Annotated in this window: 16 protein-coding genes; 9 read left to right on the top strand and 7 right to left on the bottom strand. The window is 67.7% G+C overall.

Annotation, left to right across the window (positions count from 1 at the left end; genetic code table 11):
* Positions 1 to 71 precede the first annotated feature (71 nt).
* The 8 genes from AB0J62_RS16365 to AB0J62_RS16330 all read left to right on the top strand — a co-directional run bounded on the left by AB0J62_RS16365 (position 72) and on the right by AB0J62_RS16330 (position 7,755).
* A complete protein-coding gene (locus AB0J62_RS16365; protein WP_363870586.1) occupies positions 72 to 785 on the top strand; it encodes a DUF969 domain-containing protein in 714 nt (237 codons plus the stop codon).
* Positions 782 to 1,753, top strand: a complete 972-nt coding sequence (locus AB0J62_RS16360; RefSeq protein WP_363870583.1) for a DUF979 domain-containing protein — start codon at positions 782 to 784, stop codon at positions 1,751 to 1,753. Before AB0J62_RS16365 ends, AB0J62_RS16360 begins: the two co-directional genes overlap by 4 nt.
* 10 nt (positions 1,754 to 1,763) lie before the next feature.
* The gene (locus AB0J62_RS16355; RefSeq protein WP_363870580.1) at positions 1,764 to 2,729 is read left to right on the top strand and encodes a DUF2891 domain-containing protein; all 966 of its coding nucleotides are present in this window, start codon (positions 1,764 to 1,766) and stop codon (positions 2,727 to 2,729) included.
* Between the two features lie 158 nt (positions 2,730 to 2,887).
* Positions 2,888 to 4,075, top strand: a complete 1,188-nt coding sequence (locus tag AB0J62_RS16350; protein WP_363870577.1) for an ROK family transcriptional regulator — start codon at positions 2,888 to 2,890, stop codon at positions 4,073 to 4,075.
* Between the two features lie 10 nt (positions 4,076 to 4,085).
* Positions 4,086 to 5,342: a 6-phospho-beta-glucosidase gene (locus AB0J62_RS16345; RefSeq protein ID WP_363870574.1), complete on the top strand. Its 1,257-nt coding sequence runs from the start codon at positions 4,086 to 4,088 to the stop codon at positions 5,340 to 5,342.
* Complete coding sequence (locus AB0J62_RS16340; RefSeq protein WP_363870571.1) at positions 5,330 to 6,334, top strand: BadF/BadG/BcrA/BcrD ATPase family protein; 1,005 nt, start codon at positions 5,330 to 5,332, stop codon at positions 6,332 to 6,334. The genes AB0J62_RS16345 and AB0J62_RS16340 overlap by 13 nt, the downstream gene beginning before the upstream one ends.
* Positions 6,335 to 6,468: 134 nt before the next feature.
* A complete protein-coding gene (locus tag AB0J62_RS16335; protein WP_363870568.1) occupies positions 6,469 to 7,185 on the top strand; it encodes a hypothetical protein in 717 nt (238 codons plus the stop codon).
* A gap of 39 nt (positions 7,186 to 7,224) precedes the next feature.
* Positions 7,225 to 7,755, top strand: a complete 531-nt coding sequence (locus AB0J62_RS16330) for a hypothetical protein (protein ID WP_134105459.1) — start codon at positions 7,225 to 7,227, stop codon at positions 7,753 to 7,755.
* 2 nt (positions 7,756 to 7,757) lie between these two features.
* Here the strand turns inward: AB0J62_RS16330 and helR are convergent, their stop codons facing one another.
* Both helR and AB0J62_RS16320 read right to left on the bottom strand, forming a co-directional pair.
* Positions 7,758 to 9,914 carry an RNA polymerase recycling motor ATPase HelR gene (gene helR / locus AB0J62_RS16325; protein WP_363871980.1) on the bottom strand — a complete coding sequence of 719 codons (2,157 nt, stop codon included), beginning with the start codon at positions 9,912 to 9,914 and terminating at the stop codon, positions 7,758 to 7,760.
* A 100-nt stretch (positions 9,915 to 10,014) separates the two neighbouring features.
* The gene (locus AB0J62_RS16320) at positions 10,015 to 10,845 is read right to left on the bottom strand and encodes a hypothetical protein (RefSeq protein WP_363870564.1); all 831 of its coding nucleotides are present in this window, start codon (positions 10,843 to 10,845) and stop codon (positions 10,015 to 10,017) included.
* Between the two features lie 180 nt (positions 10,846 to 11,025).
* On the opposite strand from AB0J62_RS16320, the gene AB0J62_RS16315 reads away from it, so the two are divergent.
* Positions 11,026 to 11,481, top strand: a complete 456-nt coding sequence (locus AB0J62_RS16315; protein ID WP_363870561.1) for a GNAT family N-acetyltransferase — start codon at positions 11,026 to 11,028, stop codon at positions 11,479 to 11,481.
* Here the strand turns inward: AB0J62_RS16315 and AB0J62_RS16310 are convergent.
* The 5 genes from AB0J62_RS16310 to AB0J62_RS16290 form a co-directional block, all read right to left on the bottom strand.
* Entirely contained in the window at positions 11,468 to 12,340 is an 873-nt protein-coding gene (locus tag AB0J62_RS16310; protein WP_363870558.1) for a neutral zinc metallopeptidase, read from the bottom strand. The genes AB0J62_RS16315 and AB0J62_RS16310 overlap by 14 nt on opposite strands.
* Before the next feature lies 1 nt (position 12,341).
* Positions 12,342 to 13,100 carry a neutral zinc metallopeptidase gene (locus tag AB0J62_RS16305; RefSeq protein ID WP_363870555.1) on the bottom strand — a complete coding sequence of 253 codons (759 nt, stop codon included), beginning with the start codon at positions 13,098 to 13,100 and terminating at the stop codon, positions 12,342 to 12,344.
* A gap of 131 nt (positions 13,101 to 13,231) precedes the next feature.
* Complete coding sequence (locus AB0J62_RS16300; protein WP_363870552.1) at positions 13,232 to 14,104, bottom strand: neutral zinc metallopeptidase; 873 nt, start codon at positions 14,102 to 14,104, stop codon at positions 13,232 to 13,234.
* Positions 14,104 to 15,390: a neutral zinc metallopeptidase gene (locus AB0J62_RS16295; protein ID WP_363870549.1), complete on the bottom strand. Its 1,287-nt coding sequence runs from the start codon at positions 15,388 to 15,390 to the stop codon at positions 14,104 to 14,106. Before AB0J62_RS16295 ends, AB0J62_RS16300 begins: the two co-directional genes overlap by 1 nt.
* 18 nt (positions 15,391 to 15,408) lie before the next feature.
* Positions 15,409 to 16,611 (bottom strand): neutral zinc metallopeptidase, encoded by a 1,203-nt coding sequence (locus AB0J62_RS16290; protein WP_363870546.1) that lies wholly within the window; start codon positions 16,609 to 16,611, stop codon positions 15,409 to 15,411.
* Between the last annotated feature and the right edge of the window lie 85 nt (positions 16,612 to 16,696).

The raw sequence follows: 16,696 nt of genomic DNA, 5'->3' as shown, positions 1-16,696 counted from the left end.
ATGATGCATTGCAGGATCGTTCAACAATCTCCTATGGTGAGCGGAATCGCCCTGTCCCTCCGGGAGGAACCATGTGGGTTCTGCTCGCCATCGCGGTGGTGGTCGTCGGGTTCGCCCTCCGGATCAACTCGATGCTGGTCGTCACCGCGGCCGGGATCGTGGCCGGCCTGATCGGCGGCCTGTCTCCGGTCAAGATCCTGAACGCGTTCGGCGACGGTTTCGCCGGCAGCCGGTCCGTCACCGTCTTCATCGTCACTCTGCCCGTCATCGGCCTGATCGAGCGCTACGGCCTGCAACACCAGGCCCGCAAGCTGATCAGCAAGTTGAAGGTCCTCACCACGGGCCGCCTACTGGCCCTCTACATGCTGATCCGGCAAGGCACGGCCGCGGTCGGCCTGACCAGCATCGGCGGCTACGCGCAGGCCGTCCGGCCACTGATCCATCCGATGGCCGCCGGCGCGGCCGAGCGTAAGTACGGCAAGTTGCCGGAGAAGATGCAGGAGAAGATCAAAGGCTTCGCCGCCAGCGCCGACACCGTCGGGGTGTTCTTCGGCGAGGACATCTTCGTCGCGATCGGCTCGATCCTGCTGATCACCGGCTTCGTCGACACGACGTACGGCCTCAAGCTCGAAGCGATCGACATCGCCGTCTGGGCGATCCCGACCGGGATCTGCGCGCTGCTCATCCACGGCTCGCGGCTGTGGCTGCTGGATCGCACGCTCGACAAGCTGGCCGCCGAGGCCGACGCCGAGGCCACCGACAACGACGAGGAGGTGGCCCGATGATCAAGGTCGAGTGGTTCTACTGGCTGTGCGGGATCTTCTTCCTGCTGATCGCGATGCAGGCATTCAACGACCGGACCAACCGCAAGCGCCTCGGCAGCGCGGCGTTCTGGGGCATCCTCGGTCTGTCGTTCTGCTACGGCACGTTCGTGGTGCACAAGCAGGCCCCGTCCTGGCTGCTCGGCATCGCGGTCATCGGTATCGCCGTGCTCGCCGGCGCGGGGTTCCCCGGGCGCGGTCAAGAACGCACGACGACACCGGAGCAGCGGGCGCGCTTCGCCGACCGGTTCGGCAACAAGCTCTTCCTGCCGGCGCTGGTGATCCCAGTGGTCGCGGCGATCTTCGGCGCCTGGCTCGCCAAGGTGAAACTCGGCAACGGCAAACCCCTTCTCGAGACCGGATCGGCCACGATCATCGGTCTCGGCGTCGCCTCGATCCTGGCGCTGATCGTCGGCATGATCCTGTTCCGGCCGAAATCTCCGGCCGTACCGTTGCATGAGGGCCGGCGGTTGCTCGAGCACATCGGTTGGGCCGCGATCCTGCCGCAGATGCTCGCCACCCTCGGCCTGCTGTTCACGGCGTCCGGAGTCGGCAAGGCGGTCGGCCGCGTCACGGATCACCTGATTCCCAAGGGATCGCTGATCGCCGCGGTCGCGCTGTACTGCATCGGGATGGCGATCTTCACGATCATCATGGGCAACGCGTTCGCGGCCTTCCCGGTGATGACGGCCGCGGTCGGCTGGCCGCTGCTGGTGCAGCAGTTCCACGGCACACCGGCGGTCGTGTTCGCGGTCGGCATGCTGGCCGGCTTCTGCGGCACGCTCTGTACGCCGATGGCCGCCAACTTCAACCTCGTCCCCGCGGCATTGCTGGAGATGAAGGATCAGTACGGACCGATCAAGGCCCAGATCCCGACAGCGATCCCGCTCCTCGCCTGCAACATCGCGATCATGTACATCTTCGCCTTCTAAGGAGTCGCACATGGAGTACGCCGCCGCCTGGGCCGACATCGCCTGTGAGGTGCTCGAAACGCCGTACCCGTACGGCGCTGCGCACGCGTCGACCGGCCCGGACGACGTCGACGTCACCCCGGATCGCCTGCATCCAGCCTTCCACGGGTCGTACGACTGGCACTCCAGCGCGCACATGCAGTGGTCCCTGGTCCGGTTGCTCGCACTGGCACCGGACCAGGTCGGCCGGCGCCCGATCGAAGTACTCGACAAGCGTCTGACACCGGAGGCGATCGCCACCGAGGCGGAGTACCTGCGCGAGCGGCCTTCGTACGAACGCCCCTACGGCTGGGCCTGGGCGGCGATGCTGGTCGCCGCTGGTCGCCAGACGCAGTGGGCGGATGCACTGAGCCCACTTGGTGAAGTCATCGCAGACCTAGTACTGGAGTGGCTGCCGAAGCAGGCCTATCCAGTGCGCCACGGGGTGCATCTCAACTCCGCGTTCGCGCTCGCATTGTTGTTCGAGGCGTACGACGAGCTGGGCCGCGCCGATGTGGTCGAGGCGATCCGGTCTCGGGCGCTGGAGTGGTTCGGCGACGACACGTCGTACGACACGCGATTCGAGCCCTCCGGGACGGACTTCCTGTCCCCGGCGTTGACCGAGGCAGAGCTGATGCGCCGCGTGCTGCCGGAGGCGCAGTTCGCGGACTGGCTGTCCGCATTCCTGCCAGGGCTCGGCAAGGACGCGCATCGGCATTTGCTCGAGGTGCCGATCACCGACGACACGGGCGACGGGCAGCTGGCTCACCTGTCCGGGCTGGCGTTGAGCAGGGCTTGGCAGTTGCGGACGATCGCGCCCGCTCTGCCGGACGTCGCCTCGGTGCTTCGTCAAGGCGCGGATCGTCAGGTCGAAGCGACGCTGCCGACCGTCACCGGCGGCGACTTCATGTCAACCCACTGGCTGGTGTCGTTCGCCCTCCTGGCCGACCAGGCCTAGACCTACCGACGTACCGAGTCAGACCCTCTCCGACAGCCGCGGATTGACACCCGGCGAAGTCCGCCGTACGGTCTCGCGTTAATAGGAAACTTTCCTAACAGATCGCGTGATCCGCGCGGCGAGTACCCGCGAGCGGCGAAGGGAGGCAGGGTTGGCTCATGGCAACAACACCCGGAACGCCGCGCCTGCTGCGCGCGATGAACGACCGCGCCGCCCTGGACCTGCTGCTCAGCCAGGGTCCGCTCTCCCGCACCACGCTGGGCAACCTGACCGGTCTGTCCAAGCCGACCGCGTCCCAGCTGCTCGCACGGCTGGAGGCTGCCCACCTGGTCCGCCAGAGCGGCACCACCGCCGGTCGCCCGGGCCCGAACGCGCAGCTGTACGAGATCAACGGCAGCATCGCGTACGTCGCGGGCCTCGACGTCACGCCGGCCCGGATCCGGGCCGCGGTGGCGGACCTGACCGGCAAGGTGGTCGGCGAGTACGAGCTGGCCACCCCGGGCCGCAGCGCCAAGGGCACAGTCGACCGGGTGGTCAAGGCGATCGAGGGCGCAGCCGGCGAGGCGGGCCTGAATCGCGAACGCCTGCACCGGGTCTCGATCGGTACGCCGGGTGGTTTCGACCCGACGACCGGGCGGCTGCGGTACGCGACCCACCTGCCCGGCTGGCACGCGCCGCATCTGCTCGAGGAGTTGGCCGCCGCGATCGCCGTACCGCTGGAGGTCGAGAACGACGTCAACCTGGCCGCGATCGCCGAGCAGCGGGTCGGCCACGCCCGCGAGCACGACAACTTCGTGCTGCTGTGGGGCGAGGAAGGCATCGGCGCCGCGATCGTGATCAACGGCCGGCTGCACCGCGGCGCGACCGGTGGCGCGGGTGAGGTCGCGTTCCTGCCGCTCCCGGGTACGCCGCTGGTCCGCAACGTCGGCCGCAACAACGCCGGCGGCTTCCAGGAGCTCGCCGGTGGCGAACCGGTCCTCGAACTCGCCCGCGAACACGGCCTCAAGGCCCGTACGCCGGAAGCCGCGATCGCGCTCGCGCTGCAGACCGAGGGCGCGGGCGACGCCGTACTCGCGGAGTTCGCACACCGGCTGGCCGTTGGACTGGCCGCCATCGTCGCGGTCGTCGACCCCGAGCTGATCGTGCTCGCCGGTGGTGTCATCACCGCGGGTGGCGAACGCCTGCGCGGCCTGGTCCAGGACGAGCTCGCCGATCTCGCCGTACCGCGGCCGCAGCTGCTGATGACCGCGATCAGCACCGATCCCGTGCTCTCCGGAGCACTGCAGTCCGCCCTGAGCACGACCCGCGACGAGGTCTTCGACACCGCTGGTCCACCTGTCACCTAGGAGCCGCAGCATGAAACTCACAGTCGTTGGTGGCGGGTCCACCTACACGCCCGAGCTCGTCGACGGCTTCGCCCGGTTGCGGGACACGTTGCCGGTCTCGGAGCTGGTGCTGGTCGATCCGGCGGCGGACCGGCTCGAGCTGGTCGGCGGCCTGGCCCGCCGGATCTTCGCAAAACAAGGGCATGCGGGCCGGGTGATCACCACGTCCGACCTCGACGCGGGCATCGACGGGGCGGACGCCGTCCTGCTCCAGCTGCGCGTCGGCGGGCAGGCAGCGCGCAACGAGGACGAGACGTGGCCGCTGGAGTGCGGTTGTGTCGGCCAGGAGACGACGGGTGCCGGCGGTCTCGCCAAGGCACTGCGGACCGTGCCGGTCGTGCTGGACATTGCAGAGCGAGTACGACGTACCAATCCGGACGCGTGGATCATCGACTTCACCAACCCGGTGGGGATCGTGACGCGTGCGCTGTTGTCGCACGGACACAAGGCCGTCGGCCTGTGCAACGTGGCGATCGGGTTCCAGCGCCGGTTCGCCGCCATGCTCGGCGTCACGCCGGAAGAGGTGTCGCTGGACCACGTGGGGTTGAACCACCTGACCTGGGAGCGCGCGGTCCGCGTCAACGGCGAGGACATGTTGCCGAAGCTGCTCGCCGAGCACCTGGACGAGCTGTCCGAGGACCTGATCCTGCCGCCCGACGTAGTACGCGAGCTTGGCGTTGTGCCGTCGTACTACCTGCGCTACTACTACGCGCACGATGCGGTGGTGAAGGAGCTGCTCACGAAGCCTTCTCGTGCCGCGGAGGTCGCAGCTCTGGAGAAAGAGCTGCTGGACATGTACGCCGACCCGAAGCTCGACGAGAAGCCCGCTCTGCTCGAGAAGCGCGGCGGTGCGTACTACTCCGAGGCTGCGGTCGCCCTGGCATCGTCACTGCTCAACAACACCGGCGACGTGCAGGTGGTGAACACCCTCAACAACGGCACGTTCCCCTTCCTCGCCGACGATGCGGTCATCGAGGTGCCTGCCACGGTCGGCGCGGAGGGTACGACGCCGGAGCCCGTCGCCCCGCTGGAACCCCTGTACGCCGGACTGGTTGCGCACGTGACGGCGTACGAAGACCTGGCGTTGGAGGCCGCTGTGAAGGGTGGATCGGAGCGCGTATTCAGGGCGCTGCTGGCACATCCTCTGATCGGGCAGATCTCGATCGCCCAAGAACTGACCGACAAGCTGCTGGCGCACAACGAGGCGTATCTCCCGTGGGCGCGCTAGTCCCGGGCGGAGTACTCGCCTTCGACGCCGGCAACAGCAAGACAGACGTCGCACTGGTCGCCGCAGACGGGACAGTGCTCGGTACGGCGCGTGGTGGCGGGTTCGAGCCACAGAAGCTCGGACCGGTCGCCGCGGTGGCCGGACTGGAACCGCTGGTACGCACTGCCGCGGCAGAGGCCGGACTATGCCTGGGCGACGTACCGCTGGTGCAGCAGATCTCGGCGTGCCTGGCGAACGCTGACCTGCCGATCGAAGTCGAGCAGCTGACCGCTGTCTTCGAGGACTGCGGTTGGGCGGAGTCGGTGTACGTCACCAACGACACGTTCGCTCTGCTGCGCTCCGGGGTAGACGAACCGCGGGGTGTGGCAGTGGTGTGCGGCGCAGGGATCAACTGCTCCGGGATGTTGCCGGACGGGCGGACCGCTCGCTTCACCGCACTGGGGAAGCTGACCGGCGACTGGGGCGGCGGTGCACAGCTGGCCGAGGAGGCGTTCTGGTCGGCGTCGCGCGCAGAGGACGGCCGCGGTCCGGCGACCGCGCTGCTCACCGCGCTGCCGACGCACTACGGGATGCCGTCATTGGCCGCGGTGATCGAGGCGTTCCACTTCGGCGACTTCCCAGCACCGCGGCAGCTGGAAGCCGTGCCGGTGCTGTTCCAGGTCGCGGCTGCCGGCGACGCTGTTGCCTTGGGCATCATTCAGCAGCAGGCCGAGGAGATCGTCGCGATGGCGGTCAGCGCGTTGCGGCGGCTCGAGCTGCTCGGCGAGCGCGTCACCGTCGTACTCGGTGGTGGCGTTCTGACCGCGGGGCACTCCGTCCTGCTCGATCGCGTGACGCGTCTGCTCGCCGACGTCGCTCCGAAGGCGGTCCCGCGCGTGGTTGACGTACCGCCGGTGGTGGGTGCGGCGTTGCTCGGGCTCGACCACACGGCCGCCGGAGCGAGCGCCCAGGAGCGTCTACGCGCAGCCTTCGCGCCGCCGCCGGCTGCTTAACCCCGCCCTCCTCCCACTCCGAGCGGAGCGAGGGGTGAGGATGTTGCAGCACTGTTTCATTGGGGAGCGATGCAAACTCCCGCAGGTGATGTGGCGTCCCACGAACAGGACCACATCCACTCGGGAGGTCGATGATGATTCGAAGGATCATAGGTCTCGGCAGTACTGCGGCACTCGCGGTGACAGCACCGATCGTGCTCACCGGAGCGGCCGCGCCGGCCAACGCAATCACGACGACGGCTAGCTGCAGCAAGCTCGCGTCTGCGACGAACATTTCCGCGGCGGCGTACGCCGACCGCTTGGTGCGCGCGTGGGGCAGCGGTGCGACCGCAACCGCCAACTGCTACGCGTCTACGGCCGTTACCCGCACGCTCTACGGACAGGCATTGCCCGGTGGTATCCACTGGCGCCGGGTCTCGACCGAAGGCGCCGCCGGCACGATCTACGTGACGTACCACGACGACGCTCGCGGCGGGAACCTCACGATCGGCGTACAGAACGTCGGTCTGCGCGCGCCGAACGGCTGGCACGCGGCGTACACCGCCAGGTTCAGCGGCGAGCCGCCGGCCTGGAACGCGGTCCAGTGGTCGGACAATCTGGTCCGGGCCTGGGGACGCGGTGACACGAAGTGGACTGCGTACTACGCGACGCCGACCGCGGCCGCGCAGCTGCACAAGATCGCCGCGAAGGGCGGCTCGCACTGGGCGCGCAGCTCCACCGAGGGCGCGGCCGGTACGACGTATGTGACGTATGGGAACGACGTCACCAGGCACACGCTGGTGATCGGTGTGTCGAACGTCGGGCTGTCCCAGGGCGACGCGCACGCGGCGTACACGGTGCAGTACCGCTGATCGCTTGAGCTCGCCCTGTTTCGGTGTAATCATGATTACATGAGTACACAGACCGAGCAGGAGAAGGTGCGGGGCTGGCTGACCGGGCGGTTGCCGGGCGACTGGTTCGAGGGTGAGCCCGAGCTGTCGATCGACCGGGACGAGATCCTGATCGTCGGCCGGATCCCCGCGCCCGAGCAGAGCAAGGACGTGAGCGACTCCGAGCGCTCCGCCGCCGAGGCGGGCCGGATCAAGCAGTTCCGCGAGGACACCCGGGACCACCGGATCGAGATCGCCCGCGAGCTCGAGCACGCCACCCGCCGCAAGGTTGCCTGGGGCGTCCGTTGCGGCGAGACCAGGACGATCTTCACCTCGCTGTCCGCTCCGGTGATGACCCGCCTCCGCCAGCCCGAACGCCAGGTCCTCGACACGCTCGTCGACGCCGGCGTGGCCCGCTCCCGCAGCGATGCCCTCGGCTGGTGCGTCAAGCTGGTCGCCCAGCACAGCGAAAGCTGGCTGTCCGACCTCCGCGAAGCCATGCGCAAGGTCGAGGACGTCCGCGAGGCAGGCCCCGACACCTCGGAGAGCTGACCTCACGAGGTCGTGAGGATCACCAACTGCTGGGTCGCGCGGGTCATGGCGACGTACCGGTCGACTGCTGCCTCGAAGGTCTCGGGATCGATGAGTACGACGAGGTCGAACTCGAGGCCCTTCGACAGGGCAGGAGTCAGCGAGCGGATGCGTGCGGTCGTCGGTACTGCGTCGCCGCTCGCGCTGATCACGCAGGCGATGCCATCGCCCTCCTCGGCGAGCCACGCGTCAAGGATCGAGCCCAGGTCGGCAACCGAGCCGTGGACCACCGGACGGTCGCCCTTGCGGATGGACGTCGGAACATTCGCGTCCGGCAGGACTGCCCGGATGACCGGCTCGGCTTCGGCCATCACCTGTTCCGGCGTTCTGTAGTTGACGGTCAGGGTCGCCACGTTGATCTGGTCGAGCCCGACCCGCTCGAGCCGTTCCGGCCAGGTCTCCGTGAAGCCCTTCCTGGCCTGGGCGCGATCGCCGACGATCGTGAAGCTTCGCGACGGGCAGCGAAGCAGCAGCATTTGCCACTCGGCGTCGGTCAGCTCCTGCGCCTCGTCCACGACGACGTGTGCGAACGGGCCGGCCAGCAGGTCCGGGTCCTTGCGGACCAGCCCGGCCGGGTCGACCAATGCGTCGGTGAAGTCCTCACCGCGCAGCATCGACACGAGTCCACCGCCGTACTCGTCGTCGCCGGCCGCTATCAGGTTGTCGACGACCTCGGACATGCGTTCCCGCTCCGCCGCGGCCGCTGCCTTCCGCCGGCGTGCACGCCGCGATGCCTCAGGATCGCCGACCCGCAGCCAGGCGGCATCGAGAAACGGCAGGTCCTCCACTGTGAACGCGTACGGGTCCTCGCGCTGCAGCAGCTTGACCTGTTCGGGTTCGAGCCAGGGCGCGCACCTGCGCAAGTACGCCGGGACGGACCACAGATCCGCGACGACGTCGTTCGGTTCGATCAACGGCCAGGCCTTGTCGAACGTCGTCCGCAGGTCTTCGTTCTGTTCCAGGGATCTGCGCAGCATCTCTTCCGAGATGTCCTCGTCGTCCTCCTTGTCGATCAGGATCGTCAGCAGCTCTTCCCAGACCACGTCGCGTGCTTCGTTGTGCGGGGTACCGGGATCGGGCGCTTCGAACGCGTCGATCCAGTCGGCCGCCGTGAGTTCGAGCTCCGACCAGTGGGTCTCGACGATCATTCGCTTCGTCGGCGCTTCCTCGTAGAGCCGGACGGCCGGTTCGATCGCTGTCACCAGCTCGGCCGACGCCTTCAGCTGTGCGACGTCGGGATCGTTCTCGGGCTTTGCCGCGGCGCCTTCGGGGACGAGGTCCCGGAGCGTGCACGTTTGCACGCCTTCCTCTCCCAGGCTGGGCAGGACGTCGGCGACGTACGCCAGGTACGGCTGGTGCGGGCCGACGAACAGTACGCCGCCATGCCGCTCGCCGAGCCGGGGATCGGAGTACAGCAGGTACGCCGAACGGTGCAGCGCGACAACTGTCTTCCCGGTGCCCGGACCGCCGTCGACGACTAGCGCACCGCGAGACCCCGCACGGATGATCGCGTCCTGGTCGGCCTGGATCGTCCCGAGGACGTCGCGCATGCGGGGTGACCGGCTGCTGCCGAGGCTGGCGATGAACGCGGACTGGTCGTCGAGCGCCGCGGCGTGTCCTGCGAACTCGTCGGCGTTGAACACCTCGTCCCAGTAGTCGCTGATCCGGCCGCGAGTCCAGCGGTATCTGCGCCGGCTGACCAGGCCCATCGGGTTGCCGTGCGTCGCTCCGAAGAACGGCTCGGCCGCCGGGGAACGCCAGTCGATGAGTAGGCGGCGACCTTCGCTGTCGGTGAGGCCGAGACGTCCGACGTACACAGGCTGCTCGGGGTCATCCGCGCTGACGACGTGCCCCAGACACAGGTCGAGGCCGAAGCGGCTGAGGAGGCGGAGACGAGTCGTCAGCCGGTGGACCTCCAGGTCGCGGTCCATCGCCTCCTGGCCGATGCCACCAGGTGCTTTGCGGGCCGTCTCGAGACGGTCGGTCAGGTCGGCGATCGATTGCTGGAGGGTCTCCGCGATGGCCGCGAAGTGCTTCTCGTCGCCGGCGATCAGTGCCGGGTCGGCTTTGGCTGCAAGGTGTTCGGGAAGGTCGAACGCACTGGTGGGCACGGCCGCGATTCTGAAGCACAAGGTGGGGCTTGCGGCAAGCCCGGTCTTCGGTTATAGATTGGAAATAGAGGGGAACACGTTTCTGTGCTCCCCTCTATTTCTTTGCCTGCTACTGCCCGGACTGCCAGTTGGCGTTCGGCTGGGTGCCGTTGGAGTAGCCGGCGCTGTGCGCGGCCGGGTGCTGCTGCTCGGGAGGCATGGGCTGCTGGTAGCCGTTGTCGTAGCCGCCCTGGGCCGGGTACGACGGCGTACCGTTCATCGGGTTCTGGTCCGCGGTCGGCTTCACCATCTTGTCGCGATCGAACAGGTTGGCCAAGGCGCGGCCGGCCATCTCGCGGCCCCCGAGGCCGAAAGCAAGACCGAGGGCGAGCGCGGCGCCGGCGAGCACGATCAGCAGCGTGTTGCCGGTCAGCTGGACCGCGATACCGAGCTGGGTCAGCGCGGCGAACGCGGCGTACACGAGGATCGCGTACTTGCCCACCTTGGCGAGCGTTTCGTTGCCGGTGGCACCACGGATGATCGCGGCCAGGAAGTTCGCGAACAGCGCCGCCAGGCAGATGATCACGATCGCGGCGAAGATCCGCGGGATGTAGCCGAGCATGTCGCTCATGAAGTTCGAGATCTCCGGTACGCCGAGCGCGGAGGCGAACATCGTGAAGCTGATCAGGAACACAAACCAGAACACGACCTTGCCCAGCATCGCCGAAGCGGTCAGCCCCGTGCCTGACCGTTGCAGCACGCCGGACACGCCGGCTCTGTCCATCCATTGGTCGAAGCCGACCCGGCCGAGCAACTTGCCGACGAGTTTGCCGAGCACCTTGGCGACGAAGTAGCCGATCACCAGGATGACCAGACCGCCGAGCAGGTTCGGGATGAACGACAGCAACTTGCTGAAGGCATCTTCGAACGGCCCGGTGAAGTCGATCGCTAATGCGGACATCGGGACTTCCTTCCGAATTGGCCCGCATCCGCTGTCGCGCAGCACTGCACACGACCCCGGCACACGGGCGGATGCAGTGGTGTCCAGTAGTACTCGTACCCTTGGTTGCGCAGGGCAAACAGCCCGCTACGGCGGGTCCCCCTAGGAAAAGTGTTTGCGTAAGTTTGAGATGCTGCGACCATGCCCGAAATCGTGATCCGCCGCGCCACCGCCGCCGATGTCGGCCCGATCGTCGCGATGATCGCCGACGACCAGCTCGGCGCCACCCGCGAGTCCCTCGACGACCTCACGCCGTACCTGGCCGCGTTCGAGCAGATCGATGGTGATCCCAACCAGTTGCTGATGGTTGCTGATCGCAACAACGAGGTCATCGGCACGCTGCAGCTGACGATCATCCCGGGCCTGTCCCGCCGAGGCTCCACCCGCGGCCTGATCGAAGCTGTCCGGGTGGCGGCGCCTGCCCGCGGCTCGGGCCTCGGCACCAAGCTCATCCAGTGGGCCATCGAAGAATCCCGCACCCGAGGCTGCACCCTGGTCCAGCTGACCTCGGACAAGACCCGCACCAACGCCCACCGCTTCTACGAAAACCTGGGCTTCACAAACTCCCACGAGGGCTTCAAACTCAAACTCCGGTAACGCTGCTCGCGGGCGCGGCCCAGGTGATGCAGCCGCTCGGTCCCCTCGCCTTGAACGCCTGGTGCAGCCAGTGGTCGAAGTTGATCGAGTCCGCCGCCCCGCGGTCGTAGCCGGGGTGACCGTAGTGCGACAGACGTTCACCACGGATCCGAAGTGTCTTCTGATTGGCGCCGAAGAAGGCGGCGGCGAAGCAGTGCGCCTGCATCTCGCTGCGGTTCTCCTCCACCTGCTGCGCGGCGCCCTGGGCCTCCGAGTAGCGATCGCCGTACTGATCGGCTATCCCCGTCAGCCATTGCACGTGATGACCGTACTCGTGGGCGATGAGCCATTGCACCGACGCCGCGGTGTCTTCCTGGGTGGCACCCGGGACGACGTACTCCGGCCAGTTGAAATAGATGCCTCGGTTGGAGTCGCAGTACAGGCCGTAGTACCCCTTCTCCATCTGGCCGCACGCGGTCTTGGTCCCCGGCGGCGACGGGTAGACGGCTTCCGGCGGGACGAAATCGAAGCCCGCGCGGGTGACGATCGGCCCCCAGCCCTTGTTCAAGCACCCAACGAACGCGGTGGCGTACCTGATCATCGCCTGCTGGTTCGAGAGCTTCGCTGTCGGCAACGAGCAACCGACAGCCGTCACCTGCCCGGCCCGGTACAGCGGGTTGTGCAACAAGAACTCGTCCTCGATCGGCGCCGGCTCACCGACTGCCCGTGCGACGGGTGTCCGGGACGGCGCAGTGCTCGACGCAACAGTCGGCGTCGGCACCACGCCGCGCCTCGGACCGTCCGGCGTGCAAGCACCTGCGAACATCAAGCAGAGGGCGGCTGCGACGGCCAAGGCGGCGCGTTTCGGTGTACTGCGCATGTCAGCTGACTCGCTTTGCCGGCGCGGTGAAGGTGTTGCATGCTGAGGAGTTGCCTGCGGCAAAGCCGCGGAGGCTCCAGTATCCGTGGTTGTTGCGGGAGCCGTGGTCACGGACGTGCGTGGGGTTGTACTCGTCGCCCATGTGGCGGACCATGTCGCGCCACATCTCGAGATGCCGGCCGTTGAGACCGAAGGTACGCCGGTTGGCGCCGAGGAACGCCGCACCCAGGCAGCTCGCCTGCAACTCGAGACGGCGCTCGTCTTCGAGTCGCTCGCTGCTGGTGGAGTATGCGCGCATGTCGTACGCCGTCAGGATGCCCACCGACATCTGGACGTGGTGGCCGAACTCATGCGCGACCGTTTCCTGGAGGTCGACCAGAGCGGCATCCGGATCGGTCCCGAGCGACCTGCGGTCGAGGCAGATGACGCTGCCCTTGGGCTGGTAGAAAGCGTCGCTCTCCTTCGGCGGATCGTCGCAGAGTGGCGAGTCCGGCCCCTTCCCGACGGAGAACGCCGCGACCTGCGCGCTGCCGTAGTACGCGTCGGACTTCAGGATCAGCGGCGTCCACGCCTTCTGCATGCAGGCGACTGCGGTCCGGGCATATTTCAGCATCTCGCTGTCGGAGCGCAGTACAACTGACGGCAACGTGCATGGCACGACCCCGACCTTGCCCGCGCCGTACAGCTTGTTTCCCGCGGTTGATTCGGCCACCGGATCGATGACAGGCAGCGGCTTGGCCGGCGATGCACGGGGCGTCACGGAGGGCTTGGTGGGTCTGGGCGAAGGCATCGCTGAGACCGTCGGCGTCGGTGCGGCGACGGTCGGCGTGCAGGCGGTGAGGGACAGGGCGCACAATGCGGCGGTGGCTGCGGTTAGGTATTTGGGGAGGTTCATGTGACTCGCTTTGCGGGGGCGAGCCAGGTGTTGCAGGCGGAGGGGGATTTGGCTTTGAAGGCGGCGGTGGCCCAGAAGGTGCTGCTCTTGTGGGAGCCGTGGTCCGGGGGTGTCTCCGGTCGATCGTCGTCGCCGGCGTCCGCCGCCTCGCGGTAGTCCTTGAGCTTGGCGCCGCGCAGGTCGAGGGTCTGCTGGTTCGCGCCGAGGAAGGCCGACGCGAAGCAGGACGCCTGCAGTTCGTGGCGGCGCATCTGCTCGAGACGAGCCGCGCCGGTAGCTGCTGTCCACCGCATGTCGAAGTACGACGAGATCTGGACCAGCTGTTGCACGTGATGGCCGAACTCGTGCGCGAACGCGAACTGGAGATCCGCGCGGGCGTACTCCCGGTCGCGATCGCCATCCTCCACGAACTGCTGCCAGTCGAGATAGATCCCGAAGTTCGTCCCGCAGTAGAACCCGGCGTACTTGCCGCGAAATGGCCCGCATGCCGTCCTCGCGCCTTGCTTGACGGTGTACACGGTTGCGGTGAAGTACTCGGCCTGTGCACGCGCGACCATCGGTTTCCAGGCTCGCTCGAGGCAGCCCAGCATCACGTTCGTGTACTGCTGCACTTCTTTCTGCGTCTGCAACGCGAGCTGCGGAACCTTACAGGCCACCGCCGGGATCCGTCCCGCCGAGTAGATCTTGTTGTGCAGCAGGAATCTGTCCTCGGGCGAGCGGTACGGCGTGGTCGACGGCGCAACCGGCGTCGGGCTCGGAATCGGGGTCGCGGCAGTTGATGCGGAGACGGCGGCGGGCGCACGCGACGGCGTGCACCCCGCGGACAGCAGCATGGCCAGAGCAACGACCGCCGCCGGCCCGCCGCGCATCAGCTCACCTTGGCGGCGGGTGCGGTGAAGGTGTTGCAGGAGGCGGGACTGGCGGACTTGAAGGCGGGGTCCGCCCAGACCCAGTTGTTCTTGCGGGAGCCGTGGTCGCGGAGCTTCTTCTTGCTGTACTCGTCACCGGAGTGCTGCGTCTCCCACTGCCACACGTGCAGCTTCTCGCCGGACATGCCGAGCGCCTTCTTGTTGGCGCCGAGGAACGCCGCTCCGAAGCAGGTGGCCTGCAACTCCAGGCGGCGGGACCACTCGAGCTTCATCGCCTTGGAGTTCGTCCACCCCTCGCGGGAGGTCTCCGCGGTGAGCATCTCGGTCATCTCCTGGACGTGGTGGCCGTACTCGTGCGCCATCGTGTCGAGCATCCAGACCCGAGCACCTTCCGGGCTGTTCTTGTAGTACGCGAGGTCGCTCTTCCAGCTGATGTTGATGCTCTCGTCGTAGCCGCAGTAGAACGCCGTATCCGACTCACCGGTGCAGGTGTCCTCAGCCGTGGCCTGGCTGGTCTGCAGCCTCAGTTTCGGCGCCCGGAAGTCGTACCCGGCCCGCTTCACCACCGGCTCCCACGCCTTGTTCAGGCAGGGCAGCAGCGCCTGGTAGTAGCGCAGGATCGCAGACTGCGAATCCGGTTTGATCGCGGGTTCCTTGCAGCTGATCGCGGCCACCTTGCCCGACGTGTAGATCTTGTTCTTCTGCAGGCGAACCATGTCCGGGATCCCTGGGACAGTAACGGTGACCGTCGGGTCCGGCGGGGTCGGGATCGGGACCTGGGACTTCTTCACCGATGGTTGCGAGAGCGGGTTGTCGACCCTGGTGTCGTAGGAATTGATCAGTTTGAAGCCGGCGACGGTGGCGCCGGTGAGCATGACCAGGACCAGGACCGAGAGGCCGGCGATCACGCGGCGCGAGTACTGGCGCGGTGCCTTGACCGGCGGCGGTTCCGTCGAGAACTGCGGTACGCCGCGCGACGGGTTCTTGTGCCAGCCCGTCGTCCGCTGGCCGCCGATCCGGCGAGTGCCGGTGAGCGGAGGCAGCGGGCCGCCCGTGAGCGGTGCGACCGGTGGGCCGCTGTACTCGCTCGTGGTACCCGGTTCGGTCGGGATCGGACGGGCCTTGCGGCGTACCGGGGAGTCGTCCAGCGCGACCGAGCGAGCCTTCCCGAGGCTGTCGGGTTGCCGGCTCTTCAGGGTCAGCGGACGCGTCCCGGCGGCCGGCTCCTCGCTGCCGCCGGGCAGGAAGTGTCCCGGCTTCGGCGTACCGTCCTCGGACTCAGGCATCGGCCATTCCCATCTCGCTCAGCTGACCTTCGCGGATGCTGCGACGAAAGTGTTGCAGCTGCCCGGGTTGGAAGTCGCGAAGCCCTGGTTCATCCACAGAGCCAGGCTCTTGCTCGAGCCGTGGTCGGGGGTCTTGTCCTTGGTCTTGTCGTCACCGCGGCGCTGGATCAGCCCGTTCCACTGGTTCAGCAGTTCACCGCGTAGCGGGAAGCTGTTTTTGGCCGCGCCGAAGAACACCGCGCCGAAGCAGTACGCCTGCAGGGCGGCGCGCCGCTGCTGCTCGAACTGACTGGCCTTGTTGGCCGCGGTGTCGGCGAGGTTGTCGGCCGCGTCGGCCATCCCGGTGAGGTTCTGCACATGGACGCCGTACACGAAGGCGAACGACTGTGCCATCTCCGCGCGGATCTCGGCCTTGTGCTTGGGGTAGTCCTCGACGATCTGCTGCCACGGCATCGTCGCGCTGCCGCCCTGGTCGTCCTGGCAGTACAGCGCGAGATCCTTCTGTACGCCGCAGGCCGTCTCGTCGCCCTCGTTGTAGATGATCAGCCGCGGCGACCGGAACTCGAACCCGGCCTTGGTGACGAGCGGTTCCCAGGCCTTGTCCATACAAGCCGTCAGCGCCTCGTAGTACGAGCGCACGTTCTCCATCGACGTCGGCCGGAACGCGGGCTCCTTGCATTTCACCACCGGCATCGCGCCGGCCGCGTAGATCGCGTTCTTGCCGACGATGTCGGCGTCCGGCGTACCCTTCCCGACCGGCTCGGTGGTCGTCGGCCCGCCGGTCGGCTTCACCGACGGTGTCACCATCGGGTTCACGTTGAAGGTGTCGGACGAGAACACCTTGACGGCGAACGTCACGCCGCCGCCGACGAACAGCAGCGCGGCGACCACGATCAGCGCGATCAGGCCCTTCGAGCGCCGTTTCGCCGGGTCGAACGGGATCGGCTGCGGGTGGAAGACCTCCCGGTACGCGGCGGTCGCCCGGTCGTCGGCCGGCGGCGGTCCGAGCCGGTTGCTGGACAGCGCCGTACGGCGGGAGTCGATGCGGGTCCCCTGCAGCTGAGGCGGGATCGGCGGGGCCTCGCCGCCCAGTCGCGGCGTCGGCGCGGCCAGTGGTCCGGCCGGCGGCGGCACGGTTGGTCGCTGCGCTTCCGTCGAGCCCTGCTCACCCTCGCCGCCAGGCAGGAAATGACCAGGCTTGGGCGCCGGCTTGTCGGCCATGACTCCCCCGCTTCTCCCCAGTACCGGCCTCATGCCGGTTCCACCCGTTCACCAGAACGACCGGAACCCCCCAGTGCCGGCCGAC

It is taken from the genome of Kribbella sp. NPDC049584 (assembly GCF_040675555.1).
Lineage (GTDB): Bacteria > Actinomycetota > Actinomycetes > Propionibacteriales > Kribbellaceae > Kribbella.
Note: the sequence above shows the minus strand (reverse complement) of the source record. Positions and strands in the feature narration are given on the sequence as shown.

Excerpts from the sequence above, each read along its gene's own strand:
- AB0J62_RS16365 (WP_363870586.1), top strand. The coding sequence starts at position 72 with ATGTGGGTTCTGCTCGCCATCGCGGTGGTGGTCGTCGGGTTCGCCCTC.
- AB0J62_RS16360 (WP_363870583.1), top strand. The coding sequence starts at position 782 with ATGATCAAGGTCGAGTGGTTCTACTGGCTGTGCGGGATCTTCTTCCTG.
- AB0J62_RS16355 (WP_363870580.1), top strand. The coding sequence starts at position 1,764 with ATGGAGTACGCCGCCGCCTGGGCCGACATCGCCTGTGAGGTGCTCGAA.
- AB0J62_RS16350 (WP_363870577.1), top strand. The coding sequence starts at position 2,888 with ATGGCAACAACACCCGGAACGCCGCGCCTGCTGCGCGCGATGAACGAC.
- AB0J62_RS16345 (WP_363870574.1), top strand. The coding sequence starts at position 4,086 with ATGAAACTCACAGTCGTTGGTGGCGGGTCCACCTACACGCCCGAGCTC.
- AB0J62_RS16335 (WP_363870568.1), top strand. The coding sequence starts at position 6,469 with ATGATTCGAAGGATCATAGGTCTCGGCAGTACTGCGGCACTCGCGGTG.
- AB0J62_RS16330 (WP_134105459.1), top strand. The coding sequence starts at position 7,225 with ATGAGTACACAGACCGAGCAGGAGAAGGTGCGGGGCTGGCTGACCGGG.
- AB0J62_RS16320 (WP_363870564.1), bottom strand. The coding sequence starts at position 10,845 with ATGTCCGCATTAGCGATCGACTTCACCGGGCCGTTCGAAGATGCCTTC.
- AB0J62_RS16315 (WP_363870561.1), top strand. The coding sequence starts at position 11,026 with ATGCCCGAAATCGTGATCCGCCGCGCCACCGCCGCCGATGTCGGCCCG.
- AB0J62_RS16310 (WP_363870558.1), bottom strand. The coding sequence starts at position 12,340 with ATGCGCAGTACACCGAAACGCGCCGCCTTGGCCGTCGCAGCCGCCCTC.
- AB0J62_RS16300 (WP_363870552.1), bottom strand. The coding sequence starts at position 14,104 with ATGCGCGGCGGGCCGGCGGCGGTCGTTGCTCTGGCCATGCTGCTGTCC.
- AB0J62_RS16295 (WP_363870549.1), bottom strand. The coding sequence starts at position 15,390 with ATGCCTGAGTCCGAGGACGGTACGCCGAAGCCGGGACACTTCCTGCCC.
- AB0J62_RS16290 (WP_363870546.1), bottom strand. The coding sequence starts at position 16,611 with ATGGCCGACAAGCCGGCGCCCAAGCCTGGTCATTTCCTGCCTGGCGGC.